The organism is Niabella drilacis (genome assembly GCF_900101395.1).
Lineage (GTDB): Bacteria > Bacteroidota > Bacteroidia > Chitinophagales > Chitinophagaceae > Niabella > Niabella drilacis.
Genome location: NZ_FMZO01000013.1, coordinates 18595 through 42896, shown reverse-complemented (window position 1 = coordinate 42896; position 24302 = coordinate 18595). Strand labels below are relative to the sequence as shown.

17 protein-coding genes and 1 tRNA gene are annotated in these 24302 nt (G+C 46.5%); 14 read left to right on the top strand and 4 right to left on the bottom strand.

Features of this window, described 5'->3' with window-relative positions:
* Positions 1 to 37: 37 nt before the first annotated feature.
* On the top strand, positions 38 to 1159 hold the full coding sequence (locus BLS44_RS19310; RefSeq protein ID WP_090391879.1) for a glycoside hydrolase family 88/105 protein: 1122 nt from the start codon (positions 38 to 40) through the stop codon (positions 1157 to 1159).
* Positions 1160 to 1375: 216 nt separating this feature from the next.
* Positions 1376 to 2425: a TlpA disulfide reductase family protein gene (locus tag BLS44_RS19305; RefSeq protein WP_090391878.1), complete on the top strand. Its 1050-nt coding sequence runs from the start codon at positions 1376 to 1378 to the stop codon at positions 2423 to 2425.
* A 113-nt stretch (positions 2426 to 2538) separates the two neighbouring features.
* Here BLS44_RS19305 and BLS44_RS19300 read toward each other — a convergent pair.
* Positions 2539 to 2611: transfer RNA gene (locus BLS44_RS19300), tRNA-Phe, on the bottom strand.
* A gap of 95 nt (positions 2612 to 2706) precedes the next feature.
* A complete protein-coding gene (gene recQ / locus BLS44_RS19295) occupies positions 2707 to 4974 on the bottom strand; it encodes a DNA helicase RecQ (protein WP_176954489.1) in 2268 nt (755 codons plus the stop codon).
* A gap of 186 nt (positions 4975 to 5160) precedes the next feature.
* Between recQ and BLS44_RS19290 the strand changes: the two genes are divergently transcribed.
* From BLS44_RS19290 to BLS44_RS19275, 4 genes are read left to right on the top strand one after another with little or no spacing between them, the layout of a single operon-like run.
* On the top strand, positions 5161 to 6123 hold the full coding sequence (locus BLS44_RS19290; protein ID WP_090391877.1) for a KpsF/GutQ family sugar-phosphate isomerase: 963 nt from the start codon (positions 5161 to 5163) through the stop codon (positions 6121 to 6123).
* 10 nt (positions 6124 to 6133) lie between these two features.
* Positions 6134 to 7213, top strand: coding sequence for a mannose-1-phosphate guanylyltransferase (locus BLS44_RS19285; protein WP_090391876.1), 1080 nt, complete (start codon positions 6134 to 6136; stop codon positions 7211 to 7213).
* A 2-nt stretch (positions 7214 to 7215) separates the two neighbouring features.
* Positions 7216 to 7938, top strand: a complete 723-nt coding sequence (locus tag BLS44_RS19280; protein WP_090391875.1) for a 3'-5' exonuclease — start codon at positions 7216 to 7218, stop codon at positions 7936 to 7938.
* An 8-nt stretch (positions 7939 to 7946) separates the two neighbouring features.
* On the top strand, positions 7947 to 8273 hold the full coding sequence (locus tag BLS44_RS19275) for an MmcQ/YjbR family DNA-binding protein (RefSeq protein ID WP_090391874.1): 327 nt from the start codon (positions 7947 to 7949) through the stop codon (positions 8271 to 8273).
* Between the two features lie 370 nt (positions 8274 to 8643).
* Here the strand turns inward: BLS44_RS19275 and BLS44_RS19270 are convergent, their stop codons facing one another.
* A complete protein-coding gene (locus tag BLS44_RS19270) occupies positions 8644 to 10179 on the bottom strand; it encodes a GH3 auxin-responsive promoter family protein (RefSeq protein ID WP_176954488.1) in 1536 nt (511 codons plus the stop codon).
* Positions 10180 to 10446: 267 nt separating this feature from the next.
* Here BLS44_RS19270 and BLS44_RS19265 point away from each other — a divergent pair, with 267 nt between their 5' ends.
* Positions 10447 to 12735 carry a GH92 family glycosyl hydrolase gene (locus tag BLS44_RS19265; protein WP_090391970.1) on the top strand — a complete coding sequence of 763 codons (2289 nt, stop codon included), beginning with the start codon at positions 10447 to 10449 and terminating at the stop codon, positions 12733 to 12735.
* Between the two features lie 12 nt (positions 12736 to 12747).
* Here the strand turns inward: BLS44_RS19265 and BLS44_RS19260 are convergent, their stop codons facing one another.
* On the bottom strand, positions 12748 to 13518 hold the full coding sequence (locus BLS44_RS19260) for a DeoR/GlpR family DNA-binding transcription regulator (RefSeq protein ID WP_090391873.1): 771 nt from the start codon (positions 13516 to 13518) through the stop codon (positions 12748 to 12750).
* Positions 13519 to 13698: 180 nt separating this feature from the next.
* On the opposite strand from BLS44_RS19260, the gene BLS44_RS19255 reads away from it, so the two are divergent.
* Genes BLS44_RS19255 through BLS44_RS19225 form a run of 7 tightly spaced genes read left to right on the top strand, consistent with a single transcriptional unit; the run spans position 13699 to position 24264 of the window.
* Complete coding sequence (locus BLS44_RS19255; RefSeq protein ID WP_090391872.1) at positions 13699 to 15264, top strand: glycerol-3-phosphate dehydrogenase/oxidase; 1566 nt, start codon at positions 13699 to 13701, stop codon at positions 15262 to 15264.
* A 33-nt stretch (positions 15265 to 15297) separates the two neighbouring features.
* Positions 15298 to 16626 carry a glycerol-3-phosphate transporter gene (glpT, locus tag BLS44_RS19250; protein WP_090391969.1) on the top strand — a complete coding sequence of 443 codons (1329 nt, stop codon included), beginning with the start codon at positions 15298 to 15300 and terminating at the stop codon, positions 16624 to 16626.
* Between the two features lie 46 nt (positions 16627 to 16672).
* Positions 16673 to 19873, top strand: coding sequence for a SusC/RagA family TonB-linked outer membrane protein (locus BLS44_RS19245; RefSeq protein ID WP_090391871.1), 3201 nt, complete (start codon positions 16673 to 16675; stop codon positions 19871 to 19873).
* Between the two features lie 10 nt (positions 19874 to 19883).
* Positions 19884 to 21356: a SusD/RagB family nutrient-binding outer membrane lipoprotein gene (locus tag BLS44_RS19240; RefSeq protein ID WP_090391870.1), complete on the top strand. Its 1473-nt coding sequence runs from the start codon at positions 19884 to 19886 to the stop codon at positions 21354 to 21356.
* Positions 21357 to 21366: 10 nt separating this feature from the next.
* Entirely contained in the window at positions 21367 to 22632 is a 1266-nt protein-coding gene (locus tag BLS44_RS19235; protein ID WP_143019852.1) for a DUF5689 domain-containing protein, read from the top strand.
* A 41-nt stretch (positions 22633 to 22673) separates the two neighbouring features.
* The gene (locus tag BLS44_RS19230) at positions 22674 to 23351 is read left to right on the top strand and encodes a GDSL-type esterase/lipase family protein (protein WP_090391868.1); all 678 of its coding nucleotides are present in this window, start codon (positions 22674 to 22676) and stop codon (positions 23349 to 23351) included.
* Position 23352: 1 nt separating this feature from the next.
* Entirely contained in the window at positions 23353 to 24264 is a 912-nt protein-coding gene (locus BLS44_RS19225; protein ID WP_090391867.1) for a glycerophosphodiester phosphodiesterase family protein, read from the top strand.
* The last annotated feature ends 38 nt before the right edge of the window (positions 24265 to 24302 follow it).

Below are 24302 nucleotides of genomic sequence, written 5' to 3'. Positions count from 1 at the left end.
CTAATAACGATTATTGAATACATAACAAAAATGCAGTATGACGACTTCTTCCTTTAAGACCCTGTTTATTTTTTTAGCAGCAGCTTTTTTTACAATGACGACCCGTTCATCGGCAGCGGATCCAAAACCCAAAGAAGTTTTAAAGATCATGCATCGCGTGGCCGACTGGCAGTTGAATAACTGGGAAACAAAGGGGTTTAAATATTCCAAATCAGACTGGACAAACGGTGCCTGCTATACCGGGTTGTACAGTGCAGGTACACTCAAAGGAGGAAAGAAATACCTGCAGGCACTGGTTCGTATAGGAAATGACCTGGGATGGAACACTGGTCGCCGGCGGTTTTTTGCAGATGACTACTGCGTTGGCCAGACTTATGCGCAGCTTTCAATGAAATATGGAGATAAAAAGATGATAGCGCCTTTTGTGCTGCTGGCAGATAGCATCCTGGCAATGCCGCATGATGAGCCGCTGAACTGGAAAAATAATGTGCACATGAGGGAATGGGCCTGGTGCGATGCATTGTTTATGGGACCACCATCCCTGGCTTATCTTACCAGTGCAACAAAAGACAGCCGGTACCTGGATATGGCAGCGAAGCTCTGGTGGAAGACTACAGATTTTCTTTATGACCCCTCTGAGCAACTTTATTTCAGAGATGAGAATTATTTTAATAAAAAGGAAAAGAACGGACAAAAAACATTTTGGTCCCGGGGAAACGGTTGGGTATTAGGAGGGCTGGTACGTATGCTGGAGAATATGCCTGCAAATTATCCCGACAAAGCAAGATTTGAGAAGCTTTATAAGGACATGATTGCAAAGGTGGTTTCCCTTCAGCAACCAGATGGCAGCTGGCATGCATCACTCCTGGATCCGGAAAGTTTCCCGGTAAAGGAAATGAGTGGCACCGGTTTCTTTTGCTATGCAATATTATGGGGATTGAACCATGGCCTGCTGGATAAAGCTGCTTACTGGCCGGCAGCACAGCGCGCCTGGGCTGTTATGGTGTCTTCAGTGAATGCAGAGGGAATGTTGGGTTACGTACAACGGATTGGTGCTGCACCAGACAAGGTGAATGCGGAAAGCACAGAGGTTTACGGGGTAGGGGCCTTCCTGCTGGCGGGTACTCAATTGTATCATTATTTGAACGGTCGCCGGTAGACTGTTTGGCTTTACGTTTGTTGCGCTGGCTATATGAGCTATAATGTTTGGAAACATGCGGGGCTTAAAAGGGATTGCTCACCTGAAGTAGCTGCATTCTGCAGATGCTAATTGCTAAAGGAGCCTGTATCATTAGTATAAGTTGGTAATGAGGGCATAAATGGTATATTTATGTAAACGTGATCGTTTATCTACAATACCAAAATAATAAACTATATGACTGTTGTAAGAAAAATACTGTTCTTTTTCATCCTTCTGGCTTTTTATGGCACAAACTCAATAGGTCAAAATTACATTGTGAACGGCCATATAAAGGAACTTCCGGAAAACAGTAAAGTTTATTTAGCAAGGGCATTTGATCGGCAGATAGATTCCACAATTGTTCGAAATGGTCAATTTAGTTTCAAGGGAAGTATTAACCAGCCCGTTGAAGCAGCAATATTTGTGGATGATTTGACTAATTTTTCAAACAAGCAGAAACGATGCATTTTTTGGCTTGAGGATACGCTTATAAAAATGGATGCTATAGCATCGGATTTACCCAATGCCCGTGTTACGCAAACCAGAACAAATAAGGATTATATACAGTATAAGAATATTCTTAAGGATAAAGAATTTGAAAAATATAACGACACGATTAAAATGCATCGCGTGCTGTCCTACATTGAACAATACCCCGCATCCTATAAGAGTGTAGTGGAGTTATATCTGTATCGTCAGATGTTACCATTCACTAAGGTAAAAACACTGTATGCCACATTCAGTACTCAAATAAAAACATCGCATTTTGGGGAGCTGCTGGCGGAATTTTTGGCTGCTCATAAAGATGGATTAAAGCCCGGTGATAAAATTCCACCCCAATTTTTAAGTTTCCTAAATGAGCACCGCAAAAATGGGGCGTTAAAAAATCCCTCAACCCGGTATATGCTGATTGATTTTTGGGGAAGCTGGTGCGCTCCCTGTATTTTCGAGCAAAAGGTTTTAAAACCGGTATATGCGTCTTTCAAGGATAAAGGGTTTGAAATTTTTGGTGTTGCGCTGGACTCCAGGGAAAAAATGGAGGAGGCTATTAAAACGTCAAACATCGACTGGTACAATGTGAGTATTGGAGATGGATATGATCATCCTCTGCTTTATGCTATGGGTGTATGGGCTGTTCCCCAGAACTACCTGATTGATGAAAACGGCGTAATTATCGCTATTAATTTGATGGAAAGAGACAATAAATCATTGTCTCGCAAACTGGAAGCAATATTCGCAAACTAAAGTATCACAAGCGTTGGATTTCCGGATAACCTGATTGCTTTTTGAAATGCTATTTTCCGGATTTCCGGAAAGTGCATAAAAGCAAAGATCCCGAATTACTCCGGGATCTTTTGTGGTGTGGGCCGGGATCGAACCGGCGACACAAGGATTTTCAGTCCTTTGCTCTACCGACTGAGCTACCGCACCATCCTTTCCGCCTTAGCGGGGTGCAAATATAGCGTATATACAGTATATTGTCAAAAATATGTGGAAAAACTTCTAAAAAGCTTTAAACCGGATCATCACATACCGTATTCGCTTAAAAATTTGATCCGCATGATCTTGAGCTGTTCCCAGTTGAAATCGAATTCGGCCAGTTCTTCCTGCGCCAGCTGCAGGGACGAGGTTTCACAGCTTTTGAAATAATCAATGATCTCGTCCTGTTCCTCCTCATCCAGCATTTCATCGATGGCATAGCCCAGGTTCAGCTTGGTGCCGCTGGCGGCAATGGTTTCCATTTCCTCCAGGAGCTCGTTCATTTGCCAGCCCTTGTTTTTGGCAATGGTTTCCAGGGGGATCTTTTTGTCGGTTTGCTGAATGATATAAACCTTATTCCCGCTTTTATTCACTACACTTTTCATGACAAAGTCGTCCGGCTTCTGGATATTGTTGTCCTCTACATACCGGGCAACCAGCTCTACAAAAGGTTTCCCATACCGGATGGCTTTTCCCTTGCTCACTCCCTGGCATTTTTCCAGTTCAGCCACGGTGGTTGGGTACAGGGTGGCCATATCCATTAATGAGTTCTCCAGAAAAATAACAAAAGGCGGCAGGCTCTTTCGTTTGGCTTCTTTCTGACGCAGTTCTTTCAGCATTTCAAACAACTGCTGGTCGGTAGCCGCCCCGTCACCGTCTTCAGCGGCGGCGGCTTCGTCATCGTCCCAGGCTTCCTCAAATTTATTATTGAGTACGATAGAGAGTGGTTTGGGCTTCTTCAAAAAGGCTGTTCCAGCCGGCGTTATTTTGATTACACCATATTCCTCAATATCTTTTTTTAGCAACCCTTCCAGCAGCATCTGGCGTATCAGGGAGTTCCAGAACAATGTATCCTGGTCTTTTCCTATACCAAAAGAAGACAATCCCTCATGACGGAACATCTTGACCTGGGGTGTTAGTTTGCCAATAAGGATGTTTACAGTATAATCTGTTGCAAAACGTTCGTCCAGTTCTTTAATGGTTTTCAACACCAGCACGGCCTGGGTCTTTGCTTCCATACGTTCCTTCGGATGCTTGCAGTTGTCGCACTGCCCGCAGTTTTCCACCTCATATTGTTCTCCGAAATAACTCAGGATCACTTTCCGGCGGCAAACGCCGCTTTCGGCATAGGCCACCGTTTCGTTGATCAGCTGGGCACCTACTTCGCGTTCGCTAAGCGGTTTGTCGCGCATCAAATGTTCCAGCTTGCTTACATCTTTATGCGAATAGTAGAGCAGGCATTTTCCTTCCAGCCCGTCGCGGCCGGCGCGCCCTGTTTCCTGGTAGTAGTTCTCGATCGATTTGGAAATATTGTAATGGATCACAAAGCGGATATCCGGTTTATCGATCCCCATTCCGAATGCAATAGTGGCCACAATCACCTGCACGTCTTCATTCAAAAACTGGTCCTGCCGCTCTGCCCGCAGCTTACTGTCGAGACCTGCATGATATGCCACTGCCTTGATACCATTGGCCATCAGGATATCAGCCAGTTCTTCTGTTGTTTTACGATTCAAGGTATAGATAATACCGCTTTTGTTCTTCATGCTTTTGATAAAGCGGACAATACTTTCGTTGGTTTGCTTCTTATTCACCTTGGGTACGATCTCATAGTAGAGATTGTCCCGGTTAAAAGAAGATATAAAGATATTTGCATCTTTAAGTACCAGGTTCTTAATGATATCGCTCTGTACTTTTGGAGTAGCGGTAGCTGTTAGTGCAATAACGGCTGCATGGGGATTGATCTGGTTCATCATTTCCCGGAGGCGGCGGTATTCCGGCCGGAAATCGTGTCCCCATTCAGAGATACAATGCGCTTCGTCCACCGCAAAAAAGGAAATATCCAGGTCGCTGAAAAAAGCAAGGTTCTCCTGTTTGGTAAGTGTTTCCGGCGCTACGTATAACAGCTTTGTTTTGCCGGATAACAAATCGTCATGAACCTCCTTTATTTCCTTTTTATTTAATGTAGAATTTAAAAAGTGCGCGATCTCATCATTGCTGTTATAACCCCGCACCAGGTCTACCTGGTTTTTCATCAAAGCGATCAGCGGAGAAACAATAATGGCAACACCGTCCATGATAACGGCAGGTAGCTGGTAACAGAGGCTTTTACCACCACCGGTTGGCATAATAACAAAAGTATCTTTTCCTGACAAAAGCGATTGGATGATGGCTTCCTGCTTTCCCTTGAATTTTTGAAACCCAAAATTCTTCAGTAATTCTCCATGTAGATCTGTCTTTGTTTCTGTCTTCTTTGAGCGGCTGACCGCAGGTTCCTTTTTTTTGGTGGCCTTCTTTTCGCTTTTCACTGCCATTTCTGTAATATAAAGATTTAATTGTCGTTCAATATCCTTAAAAGATACGCCGGATATTCAGAAAAAAAAAATTTTCGGGTAGCGAATTTAGCTAAGGTTGGCCTGCTTTTAAAATATTAATGGTTAAAGTTTTTTGTGCCTATATAAATAATACATTTGTGTTTTCTTAACGAGGCTGATATATAAATGAGTGACAATATTTTACAACGCGCCAGAAAGACATTCCAGCTAGAGGCCGATGCGCTTAGCGAAGTACAGCTGTTGTTGAATGATGATTTTAAACAAGCGGTTTTGCTCATTCAGAATGGCACGGGACGTGTGGTATTTAGCGGAATTGGCAAAAGTGCCCTGGTGGCGCAAAAGATTGTGGCTACGTTTAACTCTACCGGAACGCCTTCTATTTTTATGCATGCAGCTGATGCATTGCATGGTGATCTTGGAATGGTACAGGAAGCGGATGTGGTAATCATTCTCAGTAAAAGTGGGTATAGCCCGGAGATAAAGGCGCTGGTGCCCCTGGTGAAAAATTTTGGGAACAAGCTGATCGCGATAGTGGGCAATACAAACTCTTACCTGGCCCAGCAGGCCGATCTTATTTTAAATACGACGGTGAGCCAGGAAGCCTGCCCTAATAATCTTGCGCCCACTTCCAGTACCACAGCCCAGATGGTAATGGGCGATGCATTGGCCGCCTGCCTGATGGACCTGAAAGGGTTCAGGGATGATGATTTTGCAAAATTTCATCCGGGGGGAACATTGGGAAAAAAGCTGTACCTGACTGTTGCAGATGTTTTTCCGGGAAATGACCGCCCCCTGGTTTATGAAAACCAATCGTTAAAAGAGGTCATTGTTGAAATTACACAAAAAAGACTGGGAGTAACGGCTGTTGTAAATGAACAAAAAGAGCTTGAAGGAATTATTACTGATGGGGATCTGCGGCGGATGCTGGAGAAGAATACCGATATTGAGGGCACGGTGGCCCGCGATATTATGACACGGAGCCCAAAGACGATAGAAGCGGGTGAACTGGCTGTTTCAGCACTTGATATTATGCGGAAAAATGCAATAACCCAACTGGCAGTAGTTGAAGGAAAGAATTATTTGGGAATTATTCACATTCATGATCTGTTAAAGGAAGGATTGATTTAAAAAAGAAGGTATGAGTAACCGCTATGTGGCAATAATGGCAGGTGGCATCGGAAGCCGGTTCTGGCCTAAAAGCCGGACGGACTATCCGAAACAGTTTTTAGATATTTTAAATACGGGCAAAACACTGATCCAGTCTACTTTTGTGCGGTATAACCAGATTGTTCCGGCTGAAAATATTTTCGTGGTCACTTCCGAAGAATACCGGAACATTGTAGCACAGCAGCTTCCGGATCTGCCCGCTGAAAATATCGTAACGGAACCCTTCCGGAAAAATACGGCGCCCTGTATTGCCTATATCGCATTCAAGATCCAGAAAAAAGATCCGGAGGCCATTATGATCGCTGCTCCTTCGGATAATTTAATACTGGAGGATATCGCGTTTAATGAAACGGTTGAAAATGCATTGAAATTCGTAGAATCCGTGAATGCGCTGGTAACCCTGGGGATAAAGCCCCGTAATCCCAATACCGGTTATGGCTATATACAGCATGATCCCATTGAAGCAGCGCCGGGTGTTTTCAAAGTGAAAACGTTTACGGAAAAACCGAATCTGGAGCTGGCCAAAGTATTTGTGAAAAGCGGGGATTTTTTATGGAATTCCGGCATTTTTACCTGGAAGGTAAAAAACATCATTGCTGCTTTTGAAAAGTATCTTCCGGAGATCCACGAAGTATTTGCCGCTTACCAGGGCCAGTTCAATACCCCGGAAGAAGCAAAAGTGATCGGAGATATCTATGCACAGTGTTCCAATATCTCGATCGACTTCGGGATCATGGAAAAAGCATCAAATGTTTATGTGATACCGGCCTCATTTACCTGGAGCGACCTGGGAACCTGGAAGAGTGCTTACGAAAATATGAGTAAGGACTATTTTGATAATGCCGTTGTAGGACAGGATGTAATGGTATATGATACGCATAACTGCATGGTACATGTACCCGAAGGAAAACTGGTGGTGCTGCAGGGGCTTGAAGACTTCATCGTGGTGGATACAGATGATGTGCTGCTGATCTGCAGAAAAGACCAGGAGCAGGAGATCAAGAATTATGTTGCAGACGTGAAGCGGAATAAGGACGAAAAATATCTTTAAATATGCTTTCCCAATATTCAATTCATTCCATTCTTTTCCTCGATATTGAAACGGTGCCGCAGTATGCTTCTTTTAACGAAGTTCCGGAGGCCTGGAAACATTTATGGGAACGGAAAGCCGGGTCCCTCTTGCGTAACAGAGAGGATGAAACGCCGGAAAGTATTTATGAACGTGCGGGGATCTATGCCGAGTTTGGCAAGATTGTTTGCATCAGCTGCGGGATTGTTCAGGGGAGCGCCGGTCAGCGAAAAATGATCATGAAGTCCTTTTACGGAAGTGATGAAAGACAGTTGCTGCAGGCCTTTTCTGAAATGTTGCAGAAATTTTCAGCAAACGAACAGAAATACCTGTGCGCACATAATGGAAAAGAGTTTGACTTCCCCTATTTGTGCAGGAGGATGCTGATCAACGAAGTTCCGATCCCCCTGCTTTTAAATACAGCAGGAAAGAAGCCCTGGGAAGTAAACCACCTGGATACGATGGAGCTTTGGAAATTTGGAGATTTTAAAAGTTATACCACGCTGAACCTGCTGGCCCATGCACTGGGGGTGCCCACTCCGAAAGATGATATTGACGGAAGCATGGTGGCGGATGTTTTTTATAAAGAGCAGCAGGTTGAACGGATTGTAACCTACTGTCAGAAAGATGTGGTTACTGTTGCACAGATCTTTCTGAGGATGAATGGAGAGCCATTGATCAGTGAACAAAATATTGAATACAAATAGCGTTCTGTATGAACATTGAAGATCTCCGGGAATACTGCCTGCAGCATCCGTTTGTAGAGGAAGGGTTTCCGTTTGGACCCGAAACCCTGGTGTTTAAAGTAAACGGAAAAATATTCCTGCTCACCGGCCTGGATAATGACCCGCTGCAGTTCAACGTAAAGTGTGATCCGGAAAAGGCGGAGACGTTGCGGGAGCAATATACATCCGTATTACCCGGGTACCATATGAATAAAAAACACTGGAATACTGTTGTAGTAGATGGATCGGTACCGGCCCGGTTGTTAAAGGAATGGATAACTGATTCCTATAACCTGGTGGCAAAGAACAGGAAATAAAATTAAACCTGAAAACGGCTTTAAAAATACGCCGGTTGCTCTATGATTTCGGTTCTATAAACACAACACGTGGCGCCTGTGACACCAGATCCTTATATACCGGGTTTGCTTCTTCAATCTTAAACCGGTTCTTTGAATCCCGTTAAAGTTAGCTTCACGCGTATGCGAGCTTTCCCGGGTTGATGGTAACCTGTTATTGTCAACAACCGGATTACTTTTAAAGAATTATCTACCCTCCTGCAAATAAGCGAGGGCAGCATTTACAGAAATGTGAGCATCCTGCGCAGGCAGCAGATCATTAAACGCATAGGCCCTGCAAAGGGCGGGTATTGGGAAGTTGTAAAAAAAGCGCAACAGGGAAAAAGAAACGCTAAAACACCAGGTGTTGTTCTTTCCTGCTTCTGTAAAAAGAAAGGATCTCTTCGAGCAGCGTACGGTCATTGCTTAAACGCGGTACTTTGTGCTGACCTCCCAGCTTTCCTTTGTAATGCAGCCAGTCTATAAAAAAGCTTTTGGGTAAAGGATGAACCACGGGCATCTTTAATGCAATATCTTTATGGCGCTTGGCCTCATAATCGCTGTTGATGGACTTGAGCGCAGCGTCGAGGTGCTGTATGAACCTGTCTAAATTTTCGGGCGGCTTCTCAAACTCGATCAGCCACTCGTGGCCTCCGTTTCCTTCATCGGAAAAATAAACAGGGGCAGCGGTATAGTCATTAACGATGGCGCCGGTTTGCTGGCTGGCGATCTGTATTGCTTTATCCGTATTATCAATGATCACTTCTTCGCCAAAGGCGTTGATAAAATGCCGCACTCTCCCGGACACAACGATCCTGAAGGGATTTTTTGATATGAACCGGATCGTATCGCCCAGCAGGTAACGCCAAAGCCCGCCGTTGGTACTGATCACAGGGGCGTAGTTGGTATGCAGGTCCACATCCTTTAACCCGATGGTTTGGGGATGGGGGCTGCCATACTCGCTTACCGGCATAAATTCCATAAAAATACCATGATCGGTAAATAACAGCATTCCCTCTTCACCCGGTACCTGCTGAGCGGCAAAAAAACCTTCACTGGCATTATAGGTTTCGAGGTAATGAATGTCTTTGCCGATGATCTTCTTAAACTGATCGCGGTAAGGCGTAAAAGAAACGCCTCCGTGCATATACAGCTCAAGCCCCGGCCATACATCTGCAATAGATGATTTCCCGGTAATTTCGAGGACCCGTTTAAATAAGACGAGCGTCCAGGTAGGAACACCACTTACCGAGGTTACATTTTCATTAAGGGCCTGTTCTGCTATTTTTTCGAGCTTGGTTTCCCAATCGTCCATTAAAGCAATGCTTAACTCGGGCGTCCGGAGCCAGTGCCCCCAAAAAGGGCTGTTCTGTAACAGCACCGCACTCAGGTCGCCAAACTGGGCATCTTCATTTAACGCATTGATATTATGGCTTCCGCCAAGTACCAGCCCCTTGCCGGTAAGCATGGTGCTGTCCGGTTTAAACTGGTAGTACATTGTTAACACGTCCTTTGCTGCCTTATAATGACAATCTACCAGGCTTTCTTCGCTGATTGGGATAAACTTGCTTTTGTCGCCGCTGGTGCCGCTGCTTTTCGCAAACCATACGATCGGGGAGTTCCAGAGCAGGTTCTGCTCACCGTTCATGCAGCGTTCAATATAGGGCTTCAGATCATTGTATTCCTGAATCGGGATGGCTTTTTTGAAGTCGCGGATATTGTACAGGCTGCCAAAGTTGTATTTCCTTCCAAATTCCGTGTATTGTGCAGAAGTAACCAGGTTCTGCAATACCTCCCGTTGCGCATCCAGGGGGTGACTGCGCCAGCCATCGATGCGCCATTGACGCATGCGGGCAAGAGATGATATCGCCGGACTTAACAGGGGCATTTGGAACTTGCAATATAATCACAAAGTAAGAAAAAAGAACCGGGCGCTTCTTTTACGAAGACCGGCACGATAAAATTTTGAAGTTTTCTAAAATAAATGCCCTTAAAAAGAGGGCTTTTATATAGCAGGGTTTCCTGCAGTGGCCGTTTTTTACCTATCTGCCCTCTTGCTCCCGGAAGATGTCTTCCTTCCCCTGGGCCATAAAAATAAAAAGAGTTCCGGCCCGTTTGTTTTCAAATGATCTCAACAGGGCGTAATTTTATGAAGATGAAAAATCGATTTTACCTTTGTTCGCTGGTCATTTTGCTGGCACAGGCCGGAGTTGCCCAGGATCAGTGGATCCAATATGTAAACCCGCTGATCGGCACCCGGAAGATGGGGCATACCTTTCCGGGTGCCACCGTTCCTTTTGGCGCGGTGCAGCTTAGCCCGGATACAGATACGCTTCCTTACGATGTCAACGGAACATATAATGCCGGGGTGTATAAGTACTGTGCGGGCTACCAGTACGACGATCCCACGATCGTGGGATTCAGTCATACCCATTTCAGCGGTACCGGTCATTCGGATCTCGGCGATTTCCTGATCATGCCCACTACCGGGGCGCTCCAGCTCAACCCGGGAACAGCCGCCGATCCGGGATCGGGCTATCGCAGCCGGTTCCGGCATGCTACCGAAACGGCGGAGCCCAATTATTACAAAGTAAGGCTGGATGATAACAACATCCTTGCAGAGCTGACCACCACCACCCGGGTAGGCGTACACCGGTATACCTTTCCGCAATCAGACGACGCACATATTATCCTCGACCTGATGCATGGCATCTACAATTATGCCGATAAGAATGTATGGACTTTTGTGCGGGTGGAAAATGATACGTTGATTACCGGGTTTAAACAAACGAATGGCTGGGCACGTACGCGTACTGTGTATTTTGCAATGGTGTTCTCCAGGCCTTTTCGCTCCTATGGATTTACCAATTTTAAAAACTACCCCTACAAAGGATTTTACAAACGGTTTGATCAAACAAAGAACTTTCCTGAAATGGCCGGGGAACAGATCCGTGCGCATTTTGATTTTAAAACCAATGCCGGTGAACAGATCGGTATCCGCTTTGCGCTTTCCCCGGTGAGCACCGGTAATGCGCTTGAAAATCTATTGGCCGAAACCTCGGGCCAGGATTTTGAAATGATCCGGAAGAAAGGGCAGGATCAGTGGAATAAAGAACTGGGCCGGATCAGGATAGAAGCGCAGGACCGGGAATCGCTCGTAAATTTTTATACCGCATTGTACCATGCTTTTTTGAGTCCGACGGTGTATATGGATGGGAACGGGGAGTATAAAGGCCTGGATCAGAATGTTCATAAAGCATCCGGATTTACCAACTATACAACGTTTTCACTTTGGGATACTTACCGGGCGCTGCACCCGCTTTTTAGCCTGGTGCAGCCCCGGCGGAACAGTGATATGATCCGCAGTATGCTGGCGCATCAGCAGCAAAGTGTACATAAGATGCTGCCCGTGTGGAGCCATTATGCCAATGAGAACTGGTGCATGAGCGGGTATCATAGTGTACCGGTTATTGCCGATGCCATCGTGAAAGGACTTACCGGGTTTGATGCAAACCAGGCGCTGGATGCCTGTATCCAAACCGCCAATGTGGGTTATTATGACGGGCTGGAAGCCTACCTGCAAAAGGGATATGTGCCGGATGATGTGCGGCCCAATTCGGTTTCCACAACCATGGAATATGCCTTCGACGACTGGAGCCTGGCGCAGGCTGCTAAAAAACTGGGCCGGATGGATGTATATGAAACATTTATGAAGCGATCGCAAAACTGGAAGAATGTCTTTGATGCATCCATTGGATATATGCGTCCGCGGCTCAGCGATGGAACATTCCGTAAGGCGTTTGACCTGCTCTCTACACACGGACAGGGTTTTATTGAAGGAAATGCCTGGAACTTCAGTTTATTTGTTCCCCAGGATCCGGAAGGAATGATCAGGGCAATGGGAGGCGAAAAGCGATTTGTATCACACCTGGATTCCCTGTTCACGATGCACCTTCCGGATCTGTTTTTTGAAGAAACGGAGGACATTACCCGTGATGGGATCATCGGTAACTATGTGCATGGAAACGAACCGTCACACCACGTAGCCTACCTGTATAATTTTACGGGTCAGCCCTGGAAAACACAGGAGCGGGTGCGCATGATCCTGAAAAAACAGTACCAGCCGGCCGTTGACGGCCTGGGCGGGAATGATGACTGCGGACAGATGAGCGCCTGGTATATTTTCAGTACGCTTGGGTTTTACCCTTTTGCCCCCGGCTCAGAAGACTATCAGTTAGGAAGCCCCGCAATAAAGAAAGCCGTACTTACATTGGAGAACGGGAAAACGTTTACCATTGATGTAAAAAATCAGGGAGCCAGAAATGTATATGTATCAAAAGTGCTGTTAAACGGGCAACCGGTCAACAAACGGACGCTGAAACACAGCGATATTTTAAAAGGCGGCATAATACAGTTCATTATGGCGGCGCGGCCGGCGAAATAGCCCGGGTTGTTTTCAAACCGGTAATACGGTTACTTCTATTCCGCCCGCCCTTAGCTCATCCACAATATGCTGGGAAATATTGCTGTCGGTGATGATCTGTTCTATATCCTCCAGCCCGCAGATCTTTCCGAATCCCCGTTTCCCGAATTTGCTGGAATCTGCCAGTACGATTGTTTTGCGGGAGGCGGCGATCATTTTGCGGTTTAGTTGTGCTTCCATCATATTGGTGGTCGTTAATCCAAATTCCAGGTCGATACCGTCTACGCCAAGAAATAGTTTACTGCAGGAGAAGTCTTCCAGTATCTTTTCTGCATAGATGCCGGTAACGGATGAAGACGTTTTACGCATAATGCCCCCCAGCTGGATCACTTCAATACCCGGGTGGTGGGCAATTTCCATAGCCACATTTAATGCCGCAGTGATCACGGTTACATTTCCTTTCGGGTGAATGTGTTTGGCAAAATAAAATACGGTAGTTCCTGAGGCTATCAGGATACAATCGTTAGGTTCGATAAGCCCCGCAGCATACTGGCCGATTTTTTCTTTTTCTGTCGATTGTATGCTTACTTTTTCAATAACCGGCCGATCCCCGATATAGGGATTGCTTAATGTAGCACCTCCGTGTGTACGGAAAAGCTGGTTTTTATCTTCTAAGAACTGAAGGTCCTTTCGGATTGTTACAGATGAAACATCCAGTTCCCGGCAAAGATCCAACACCTGTACAATGCCCTTTTTTTTCAGGGAATCTATTATATGTTGGTGGCGTTCAACTAAACTACTCATATAACCAAAAATAACGAATCTCTTTTATTTTCAAAAGAAATAAAAAGAAAGCCATAAGGAACGATTGAGTTGTTATTAATTTTTTCATTTTACAAATAAAATGTTATTATTGCTTTCGAAATCTTTTGCTTTTGATAAATATGTGGGATTTCGAAAACAAAGACAACAGGAAAGTACAATATGAGGAGTGGAATTATTGATAGGGAACAATTGGTAAAAAAAGCCACAGAGGCCGGCACACTTTGGGATGTACTGGTGATCGGAGGTGGTGCTTCGGGCCTTGGCATTGCGTTAGAGGCGGTTACCCGCGGGTATAAGACCTTGCTGCTGGAGCAGTATGATTTTGCAAAGGGTACATCCAGCCGCAGCACAAAGCTCGTACATGGCGGGGTGCGGTACCTTGCCCAGGGGGATATTGCCCTTGTGCGGGAGGCAAGCATTGAACGGGGCCTGCTGCAGCAGAACGCACCGCACCTGGTAAAGAACCAGACCTTTATTGTGCCGGTTTATTCGTTCTGGGATCGGATTAAATATACGATCGGGTTAAAAGCCTATGACTGGATCGCCGGCCGGCTGTCGCTGGGAGCATCCGTTTTTATTTCACGAAAGGAGACGATGGCCGCCATACCGGATGTAAAATCAAAAGGACTGGTTGGCGGGGTTTTATATCATGACGGGCAGTTTGATGACTCAAGGCTGGCGCTGAACCTGGCGCAAACGATCATTGAGCAGGGAGGTGTGGCGGTAAATTATATGAAGGTTACAGGGCTGGAAAAAGATCCCGGAAATAAACCTTCCGGGGTGGAGGTGGAGGATACGGAGCTGTCAATATCCTATAAGATCAAAGCAAAAACGGTTATTAATGCTACCGGTGTGTTTGTTGATGATGTGCTCCGGATGGATGACCCTGTTGCTTCAAAAAGCGTAGTGGCCAGCCAGGGTATTCACCTTGTTTTAAACAGGGAATTCTTTTCGTCTTCCCATGCGCTGATGATCCCCAAAACCAACGACGGGCGTGTGCTGTTTGCTGTACCCTGGCACAATGAGGTAGTGGTTGGTACCACGGATACACTGGTGGGAGCGCCTTCTGTAGAGCCCCGTCCGCTGGAAAAAGAAATCGAATTTATATTGGAAACAGCAGGGACCTACCTGGTAAAAAAGCCGGTGAGAGCAGATGTGTTAAGTGTGTTTGCCGGCTTACGCCCGCTTGCCGCCCCTAAAGAAGGAGCGCAGAAAACAAAGGAAATATCCCGCAGCCATAAGATCATGGTTTCAGCCAATGGATTATTTACCATTATCGGAGGAAAATGGACCACCTACCGGAAGATGGGAGAAGACATGATCGACTGTGTGGAGAACAGGCAGGGTTGGGCAAAAAGAGACTCAAAGACCCCCCATCTGAAGATCCATGGTTTTGCCAGGGGTACGGACTGGGCAGATCCCCTTTATTTCTATGGCAGCGATGCGCAACATATAAAAGCCAGGGGCAATGGCCGGTGGATCAGCGAGCGGCTGAAGATCAATGAGGCCCAGGTAGAATGGGCCGTTACCCATGAAATGGCCCGTACAGTGGAGGACGTACTGGCCCGCAGAACCAGGGCATTGTTACTGGATGCCCGGGAAAGTATAAGGATCGCCTCCAAAGTAGCCACTGTAATGGCCGGGATCCTGAACCGGGATGAGCATTGGATAAAAGAAGAAACAAAACGATTTGAGGAGCTTGCACGGCAATATATTTTAACCTGAGTATCATTGAACGATTGATGTGCTATGAAAAAAATGAGATTTTTAAGGCCTGCGCCTCATAAAGAATTATTGCCGGAAAAGGCTGCCGGCCCTGCCTACAGGAAATTAAGGCTACAGGTATTCCTGGGTATTTTTATCGGGTATGCGGGCTATTACCTGGTCCGGAAAAATTTTTCACTGATCATGCCCGACCTGGAGGAAAGGGGATTTAGCAAGGGCCAGCTTGGGCTGGCACTTTCCGCCATTTCGATCGCCTACGGATTGAGCAAGTTTGTAATGGCCACCATCTCTGACCGGAGTAATGCAAGGGTCTTTCTGACATTGGGACTGGTTGGTTCTGCACTGACCCTGATCCTGATGGGACTGCTTCCTTTTGCCACGGCCTCCATAGGCATGATGTTCGTGTTCTTATTTATCAACGGATGGTTCCAGGGCATGGGCTGGCCGCCCTGTGGAAGAGTAATGGTGCATTGGTTTTCTGTAAAGGAAAGAGGCACTAAAATGTCCATATGGAATGTTGCCCACAATGTGGGCGGGGGTATAATGGCTCCGCTTGCCATTTTCGGCTTTTCCGTTTTCGGGGTATGGCAGGGCAAACTGTATTTTCCTGCTATCGCAGCGCTTTTCGTTGCTTTCATTACCTATATGCTGGTGCGGGATACTCCTCAATCCTGCGGGTTGCCCTCTATTGAATCCTACAGTGGTACCCAATCCCGGGAATATGATCAATCCCACGAAAAGGAGCTGAGCACGCGGCAGATCCTTATGGATTATGTTTTGGTTAATAAACTCATCTGGTATATTGCCCTGGCCAATGCCTTTATATATTTGGTGCGTTATGGTGTACTGGACTGGGCGCCTACCTACCTCAAAGAGGCCAAGGACTTTTCTTTAAAAGAAACCGGGTGGGCCTATTTTCTTTATGAGTGGGCCGGAATTCCCGGAACGCTCTTATGCGGCTGGCTCAGCGATAAGGTGTTTAAAGGCCGCCGGGCTCCCGCTACGGTCATTTACATGATCCTGGTAGCGGTGGCTGTAGTGGTGTACTGGAAAAATCCTCCCGGGAACCCGGTGGTAGACAATATTGCACTTATTGCAATAGGCTTCCTGATATACGGACCGGTTATGCTTATTGGGGTTCAGGCACTGGACCTGGTTCCTAAAAAGGCCGCCGGAACTGCGGCGGGCCTAACGGGGCTTTTCGGATATCTTGGCGGTGCGCTTTTTGCAAACGCCGCAATGGGGTATGTGGTGGATCACTGGGGCTGGGATGGGGGATTCCTCGTGCTCGTGGCCAGCTGCTTACTTGCGATCCTGTTCACCGCCATGACCTGGCGCAAAGAAAAGACAAACCTGTCCTGAGTGATTGAACAGGGCTTACGATTAATTAGTAAAACTTCAAAACGATATGACAGAAAACAGCAAACTGAAGACCGGGCTTAAAGCACACCTGATCTGGTGTGTTATGCTGCTCTTGCCGCTGCTTGTACAGGCCCAGCAGCAAACGGTAAGCGGACTGGTTACCTCGCAGGAAACAACGGAGCCTGTTGCCAATGCCTCTGTAATTGTAAAGGGTACATCCCGGGGGGTTACTACCAAGGCCGATGGGCGCTATTCGATTACTGTAAGTGCGGGGGAAACGCTGACGTTCTCTGCGATTGGATTTAAAGAAGCAGACAGGGCGGTAGGAACGCAAAGGGAAATAAATGTGTTACTCGAAAATGCCGGCAAGCAGGAAGAGGAAGTAGTGGTAACGGCGCTTGGGATCAAACGGGAAGAAAAGGCGCTGGGCTATTCCGTAAAAACGGTTTCCGGTGAAGAGCTTACCGATGCCTTATCCAATAACTGGACAGATGCGCTTTCCGGGAAGGTTGCAGGCTTAAACCTGTTAAAATCAGGTGGCGGACCAGCGGGAACCAATCAGATCATTTTGAGGGGTGAACGGTCGCTGACCGGCGATAACTCGGCGCTTATTGTTGTGGATGGTGTAATTGTAAGTGGTGCTTCAGGTACGATGACCGGTACCGGCAGCAGTAATTATCAGAGTGCGGATGCTCCTGTAGACTTCGGAACCGGGCTGGCGGATATTAACCCCAATGATATTGAAAGTGTTTCTGTGCTGAAAGGACCGGGTGCTGCCGCGCTTTACGGATCCAGGGGTGCGAACGGGGCAATTATTATTACCACCAAAGCAGGCAAAACCAACAAGAAGGGAATTGGCGTCACGCTTAACTCCAACACATCTGTTGGCACAATTAACCGGTGGCCGGATTATCAATATGAATATGGCCAGGGCGCTGCGGGAGAAGACCTCTACTATTCTTACGGGCAAAGCGAGGATGGACCCAGCACATATAGCAGCAGCTCCGCCTGGGGCCCGAAATTCGATGGACAAATGTATTACCAGTACAATCCGGACGATCCGGCCTATTATCGCGCGAAGCCTCCGGAAAGGACCTTATGGCAGCCCTATAAAAATAACCGGAAAGATTTCTTCCGGCCCGCGGTTACACTTACAAACAGCCTTACTGTTTCCGGAGGTAATCAATCGACCAGTGTACGGTTGTCTTATACCAATACCAGCAATAAATGGATAGTGCCCAACACCGGTTACGGCAGAAATAATATTGCGCTGGCGTTGAAGCATAAAATAACAGAGAAGCTGTCCGTTTCCACCAATATCACGTACAGTAACCGCAAAAGTGATAACCTCCCCAATACCGGGTATAATAACCAAACGATCATGTATTTTATGAGAGGGATTACGCCCAGCATGAACCTGGATTGGTTCAAACAATACTGGCGCCCGGGAAAAGAAAATATAGAGCAGACAACCCCCTTCTCGAACCTGTTGGATAATCCCTATTTCCAGGCTTATGAAATCATCAACAGCCAGGATAAGAACGGCTTCACCGGAACCGTGCAGGCGAACTATGCGTTTAGCCAGCAATTGAATTTAATGGTCCGTTCAGGAATTGATCTTCAGTATGACCGGCGCCAGCAGAAGCGCCCGTTCGATACCTATAGATATTCGTACGGCTATTATCGGGAAACCAATATTTATACACAGGAAGCCAACAGCGATTTTTTACTTCAGTACACCAGTAAAAAAACAAAGCTTTTTAACTATGGGGCCAATATTGGCGGGGCAATAATGGAGAACAGGTACAACAAAGAGGATCTCTACACAGAAAAGCTGGTTTACCCCGGAATTTTTAATCTGGCAAACAGCGCCGAGGCCATAAAGCAAAGCCCGTTCAGAAGAAGCTACGCAACAACAAGCCTGTATTCATTGATAAACGGGTCCTTTAAGGATTATCTGTTCCTTGACGGAAGCATGCGTGTGGATTGGGCAAGTACCCTGGCTTCGCCGCTGCGGAATGAGGTTAAACCTTTTTTCTATCCCTCCTTAAATGGTAGCCTTGTAATAAGCGATGCCTTTAAATTGCCCCGGGAGATCAGCTTTTGGAAATTCAGGGCCTCGGTTGCCAGTGTGGGCGGCGGCGGCACTACCCCTTACTTAAATGCTTATACATACCCGCGGGCAGAGAATTATACCGCCGGACTGGTAAATCCGACGGTTATCCCGAACGAGGACCTGAAATATGAAAGAACATTAGCCTACGAAGTAGGAACAGACTTCAGGATGTTTAAGGGGCGTTACACATTAGATCTTACCCTTTATAATGAAAATTCGTTTGACCAGATCCTTACCGTGCCGATTGATCCGTCCAGCGGGTATGCCTTCCAGGTTATTAATGCGGGCAATGTAAGAAACAGGGGTATTGAAGCAAATGTGAGCGCAAAAATACTTTCAGCCCCGGATAAGCTGAACTGGAGAACATATGGAAATGCCAGTAAGAACGACAGTAAAATACTGACCCTGCCCAATGAAGACGGGCGGGTGGTCATTTCGACGATATTTGGTTCACGCGGTACCATTGAAGCCCGGGTAGGGCAGGAGTTTACAGCGATGTATGGATATGGCTATAAGCGAAATCCGGAAGGTCAGATTGTTTATAAAGACGGACTCCCGCAGGTTTCTGAGGATTTGATCTACTTAGGCAACGCTACGGCCACCACAAAGGCCGCCTGGGGCAATGAGTTTACCTACAAAGGATTCCGTTTGAATGTATTGTTCGACGGCCAGTGGGGAGGAATGGGCTATTCGCTTACCCATGCCGTGCTGATGGAAGAGGGCAAACTAAAAAAGACATTACCGGGCCGGTATAATGGTATCGTGGGGGATGGTGTTGTTGAAAACAGTGATGGAACCTATAGCCCCAATACCGTTGTTGTAAGTGCGCAACCGTATTACTATGCACATTTTAACCGGGATAATCTTGAGTCCAATACGTTCTCCACTGATTTTATTAAGTTAAGAGAAGTTAGGCTGGACTACTCCATACCGCCCCGCATTATAAAAAGATTAGGGGTGCAAAAAGCGCTTATTGGCCTGTATGGACGCGACCTGCTGGTGTTCTCCAACTGGCCGGCATTTGATCCCGAATTCGGTTCTTTAAATGGCGATGGCATTCAGAAAGGAGCCGAGGTAGCACAGTTCCCTTCCCTGAGGACCCTTGGTTTTAATTTATCCGTTAATTTCTAATTTTCAGAACATGAAAACGAACAGAGATAAAATATTTTTTTCATTTTTTATATTAATGGCGGTTGCTGCATTGGTAAGCTGCACAAAAAAATATGTGGATATAAACACGAACCCCAATGCGAGTACCGCTGCAAGCCCCCAGAGTTTACTGGCGCCCACATTAATGAACCTCGTAAGTGGAAACCTTGGCAGGAATGTGCGCATCAATAATGAATTTATGCAGGTAACGGTTACAACCGCAGACAGCAGGGAGTTTCATCGTTACGAAGTAAAGCCGTCGGAATCTGATGCCCAGTGGCGATTGTGGTATTTGCAGTTGACAAATATCAGGGATATTTACAGGAACGCGGAAAAAACACAGCAGGCCGGGTATAAAACCTTTCAGGGCATTTCTTTGATCCTGGATGCCTGGGTTGGATCATTGTTAACGGATATGTATGGTGACGTCCCTTATTCAGAATCCAACCTGGGGTATGAAGAACAGAACCTGACCCCTGTTTTTGACAGCCAGAAGAGCATCTATGAGTTGATTTTTAATAAACTGGAAGCAGCCGATACGCTGCTTAAGCTAAATGCTGCGGTCCCCTCGGAGTTTGAATATGCGGATCCCATATTTAAGTGTTCACCGGATTTATGGCGGCGGTTTGGAAATTCGCTCTACCTGAGATTGTTAATGAGGGTGGCTCATAAAACAGATATTGACGCCCGGGAGCGTATTTATAAAATAGTGGAAGAACAGGCCGCTAACTACCCGTTAATGACAGACAACAGCGGTTCCGCAATTTTGAAGTTTACAGGAGTAACTCCCTTTCAGTCTCCTTTTGCCACTACCCGCGATTTTGATTTTAACGGAGATAAAGGGTATTCAGAGTTTTTTATCAATAACCTGGTCACTCTGAAAGACCCCCGGTTGCCGGTTTGGGCCACAGAGGCTTCTCTGGGTGTGTATGGAGGTATGCAAAGCGGTTATGTACAGGGGAATATTCCCGACCGGCAATCTACGCTACAATTGGCCTTAAAAACGGAGCCGCTGCTGGGCAATATTATGAACTATGCCGAGGTGCAGTTTCTCCTGGCAGAAGCGGCTTTGAAGGGCTATATTTCAAAACCCTACCGCCCGTACTATCAGAACGGGGTAAAAGCCTCTGTTGAGTTATGGGGAAAAACAATTGATACCGCTACTTATTTTAAAACCCCGCTGGCGTCCATAGACAGCGCCGCAACAGATACGGACAAGTTAAAGCGGATCCATTTGCAAAAATATTTTGCCATGATGTTTACCGATTTTCAGCAGTGGTATGAATATCGTCGTACAGGGGCGCTGGATCTGTATATTGGCCCGGGGCTGCAGAACGGAAGCAAAATGCCTTCAAGAATGGTGTATCCAACGCTGGTGCAAACATTGAACCGGGCAAATTATGATAAAGCGGTAGCGGCGATGGGCGGCAACGGCATTAATCAAAAAGTTTGGTGGCAACAATAAAAAGTAAATTATGAAACTAAAATACTTCAAACACATTTTTATAGTGTTGTTCGTTATTTCTTTGACGTCCTGTTTTAAGAAAGACACCAATTATGCACTTGGAACCGTAAATGAAGAAGCGTCCATTTATGTATTGCGAAAAGCGTTTAAAGGCAGCCCGGTTACGCTGTCGGCCGACAACCTGGCCGGAGCGCATATTGTGGCGGGGGTGGTGATTTCAAGAAGCGGGAATAAAAACTTTCCCCAGGGATATATCGCTCTTGAAAGCGTTTGGAGAAACCAGGTGCGGGGGATCTTAATAGCCGTTCCGGATGCAGCGAAATACCAATTTGGGGATTCGCTCCGGATTGATGTAAGCGGGGCTAAAATGGAACAGAAGGAATATGGACTGGAGGTTAACAATATTTCCGATAACCGGATAGAAAAGGTTCCCGGGGTCAGCATTGCCAAAGTACACCGCCCGGTATCTATAGGCACTATTGAAAAAGACCCCGACGCCTATGAAAGCACGTTGATAAGCGTTACTGCAGATGTGAGCCCGGATCCTGTTACCGGTGAGCCTTTTAAAGGGACCAAAGCAATTCTGGATGGTGAAGGCAAAACAATAGAAGTGTATACAGAAGACGGGGCTGTCTTTGCAGATGAGAAAATAGCGCCCAGTGCCTCCTTTCAGGGAGTACTATTACAGAGAGATCATAAGTTGTCGCTGCGCATGCAGTCTTATGATGACATGATGTACCCTTCCGGCAAGCTTTATCAGGGCTGGCCTGAAACCTTTGAAGATCCGTATCAGACCAAAACCAGCTATAATATGACGGCCATTAATAACCTGGTAACAATGCCTACAGGTATTTGGTATATGCTGCAATGCATCCAGGGCAATACAGCAGGAAGGGATCGTATCGTATCCGGTAAGCAGGCCGTGCGCTTTCAGCAAAACCTGTCCTCTTCTGCACTGCTGCAAATGAATTTTGATGTGCCGGATGGCGCCTCTAAAGTTACCGTTTGGTATGGCTCTTACTATACAGACCGGTCCTGTACATTCCGGCTTGAGTATTCGACCGACCAGGGTGTTACCTGGCACAAAACAGGGAACGATATTTCAGACGCGCATTCTACGGCAGTAAGCCTCACCGCGAAGCAGGCCGTTTTTCTAATGGATATTCAGGGTCCTGTAAGGTTCCGGATTAATAAATTGGGTTTGGGCACCAGTGATAATACCATATCAAACGGCCGGCTGGGCCTGGATGACTTTGCTATTTATAAGGCCTATTAAATGCTGGAAAGATTTTTTTTAAACAAAAAACCGGTATCGTTATGTTGAAAAACAAGATTACAGGCGCCCTGCTTTTTTGCGGGGTGAGCCTTTTTACACAGGCCCAAACCTCCGCGTGGGACAGTACTTACCGCCCCGGCAGTTATCAGCTGCGGGTGGACCAGTTCAACGCCTTTCCCAATTCTTCCAGGGATATTATTTTCCTGGGCAACAGTATTACCGCCGGCATTGATTGGGAAGAGTTGTTGCAAAACCCGGCGGCCAAAAACCGGGGCATCAGCGGCGATATCACGTTTGGCGTGCTGGAGCGCCTTCACGAAGTAACAGAAGGCAAGCCACGGAAGGTCTTTATCCTGATCGGCACCAATGATATCGCCCGTAATATCCCGGACGCCGTAATCCTTGGCAACTATAAGCGCATCATCCGGCAGATCAAAAAGGAAAGTCCCGCCACTAAAATTTATTTTCAAACCGTACTACCGGTAAACAGCGAGGTGCCACCAAAGAAAAATCATTATGGAAAAGATGCGCATATCGCAGCAGTAAACGAGGGGTTAAAAAAACTGGGCAGGGAAGAGGCCATTACGATCATTGACCTCCACCCGCATTTCCTGAAGGAAGGAAAGCTGGATAAAACCCTTACCTATGACGGGCTGCACCTGAATATAAACGGCTATAAGCTTTGGGCCACAATTTTAAAAGACGGAAAATACTTGTAATATGAAATTAAAACTATTAGGTACAGCAGTATGGGTGTTGGCGGCTATGGCGTCCGGCGCACAAAAGAAAATTGAACTTCCGGTAAAATACAGGCACTTCGACATGGAAGCGCACCGGGGCGGCAAGGGATTGATGCCGGAGAATACCATACCTGCCATGCTGCATGCCATCGACATGGGCGTTACCACCCTGGAAATGGATATGCAGGTAACCAGGGACGGGCAGATCGTTGTATCGCATGATGCAACCTTCAACTATGGGTTTACCACAACGCCCGCGGGGGACACCCTTACACCCGAAGCGTCGAAAAAACGCATCCTTTACACCATGACCTATGATTCCATAAAGAAATATGATGTAGGAAAAAAATTTTATGCAGCAGTGCCCCGCCAGCAAAAAATGGCGGTGGTAAAGCCGCTGTTAAAAGACCTGCTGAAGGCCACGGAGGCCTATGCGAAAAAGAAAGGGGTAAAGATCCAGTACAATATTGAAATAAAATCCAATCCAAAAGGCGAAGGGGTATATTGTCCGCCGGTGGCGGAGTTTACGGATCTCGCGATGAAAACCATATTGCCGTTTAAGATCGGCAAACGTATGATCATCCAGTGTTTTGATGAACGGGCCTTAAAGATCATGCATGAAAAATACCCGCAGGTGCAAACCTCCCTTCTGATTGGCGACAAGGAAAAGCGCAGCCTGGATGAGCAATTAAAGAGCCTGGGCTACACCCCCGAGTATTACAGCCCGCACTATTCTATTGTAACCCCAGAGCTGGTAAAAGCCTGTCATCTGCACAAGATGAAGATCGTTCCCTGGACGGTAGATGATATCGAAAACATCAAAAAGCTGGCCGATATGGGGGCAGACGGATTAATTACCGATTATCCGGATTTATTTTACCTGTTGAAATAATTTTTTATTTTAGGGGCAGATAATGATCTGCTGTATTG

What these genes read in the sequence shown, in the direction of transcription:
- BLS44_RS19310 (WP_090391879.1), top strand. Translation starts at nt 38, where the DNA reads ATGACGACTTCTTCCTTTAAGACCCTGTTTATTTTTTTAGCAGCAGCT.
- BLS44_RS19305 (WP_090391878.1), top strand. Translation starts at nt 1,376, where the DNA reads ATGACTGTTGTAAGAAAAATACTGTTCTTTTTCATCCTTCTGGCTTTT.
- recQ (WP_176954489.1), bottom strand. Translation starts at nt 4,974, where the DNA reads ATGGCAGTGAAAAGCGAAAAGAAGGCCACCAAAAAAAAGGAACCTGCG.
- BLS44_RS19290 (WP_090391877.1), top strand. Translation starts at nt 5,161, where the DNA reads ATGAGTGACAATATTTTACAACGCGCCAGAAAGACATTCCAGCTAGAG.
- BLS44_RS19285 (WP_090391876.1), top strand. Translation starts at nt 6,134, where the DNA reads ATGAGTAACCGCTATGTGGCAATAATGGCAGGTGGCATCGGAAGCCGG.
- BLS44_RS19280 (WP_090391875.1), top strand. Translation starts at nt 7,216, where the DNA reads ATGCTTTCCCAATATTCAATTCATTCCATTCTTTTCCTCGATATTGAA.
- BLS44_RS19275 (WP_090391874.1), top strand. Translation starts at nt 7,947, where the DNA reads ATGAACATTGAAGATCTCCGGGAATACTGCCTGCAGCATCCGTTTGTA.
- BLS44_RS19270 (WP_176954488.1), bottom strand. Translation starts at nt 10,179, where the DNA reads ATGCCCCTGTTAAGTCCGGCGATATCATCTCTTGCCCGCATGCGTCAA.
- BLS44_RS19265 (WP_090391970.1), top strand. Translation starts at nt 10,447, where the DNA reads ATGAAAAATCGATTTTACCTTTGTTCGCTGGTCATTTTGCTGGCACAG.
- BLS44_RS19260 (WP_090391873.1), bottom strand. Translation starts at nt 13,518, where the DNA reads ATGAGTAGTTTAGTTGAACGCCACCAACATATAATAGATTCCCTGAAA.
- BLS44_RS19255 (WP_090391872.1), top strand. Translation starts at nt 13,699, where the DNA reads ATGAGGAGTGGAATTATTGATAGGGAACAATTGGTAAAAAAAGCCACA.
- glpT (WP_090391969.1), top strand. Translation starts at nt 15,298, where the DNA reads ATGAGATTTTTAAGGCCTGCGCCTCATAAAGAATTATTGCCGGAAAAG.
- BLS44_RS19245 (WP_090391871.1), top strand. Translation starts at nt 16,673, where the DNA reads ATGACAGAAAACAGCAAACTGAAGACCGGGCTTAAAGCACACCTGATC.
- BLS44_RS19240 (WP_090391870.1), top strand. Translation starts at nt 19,884, where the DNA reads ATGAAAACGAACAGAGATAAAATATTTTTTTCATTTTTTATATTAATG.
- BLS44_RS19235 (WP_143019852.1), top strand. Translation starts at nt 21,367, where the DNA reads ATGAAACTAAAATACTTCAAACACATTTTTATAGTGTTGTTCGTTATT.
- BLS44_RS19230 (WP_090391868.1), top strand. Translation starts at nt 22,674, where the DNA reads ATGTTGAAAAACAAGATTACAGGCGCCCTGCTTTTTTGCGGGGTGAGC.
- BLS44_RS19225 (WP_090391867.1), top strand. Translation starts at nt 23,353, where the DNA reads ATGAAATTAAAACTATTAGGTACAGCAGTATGGGTGTTGGCGGCTATG.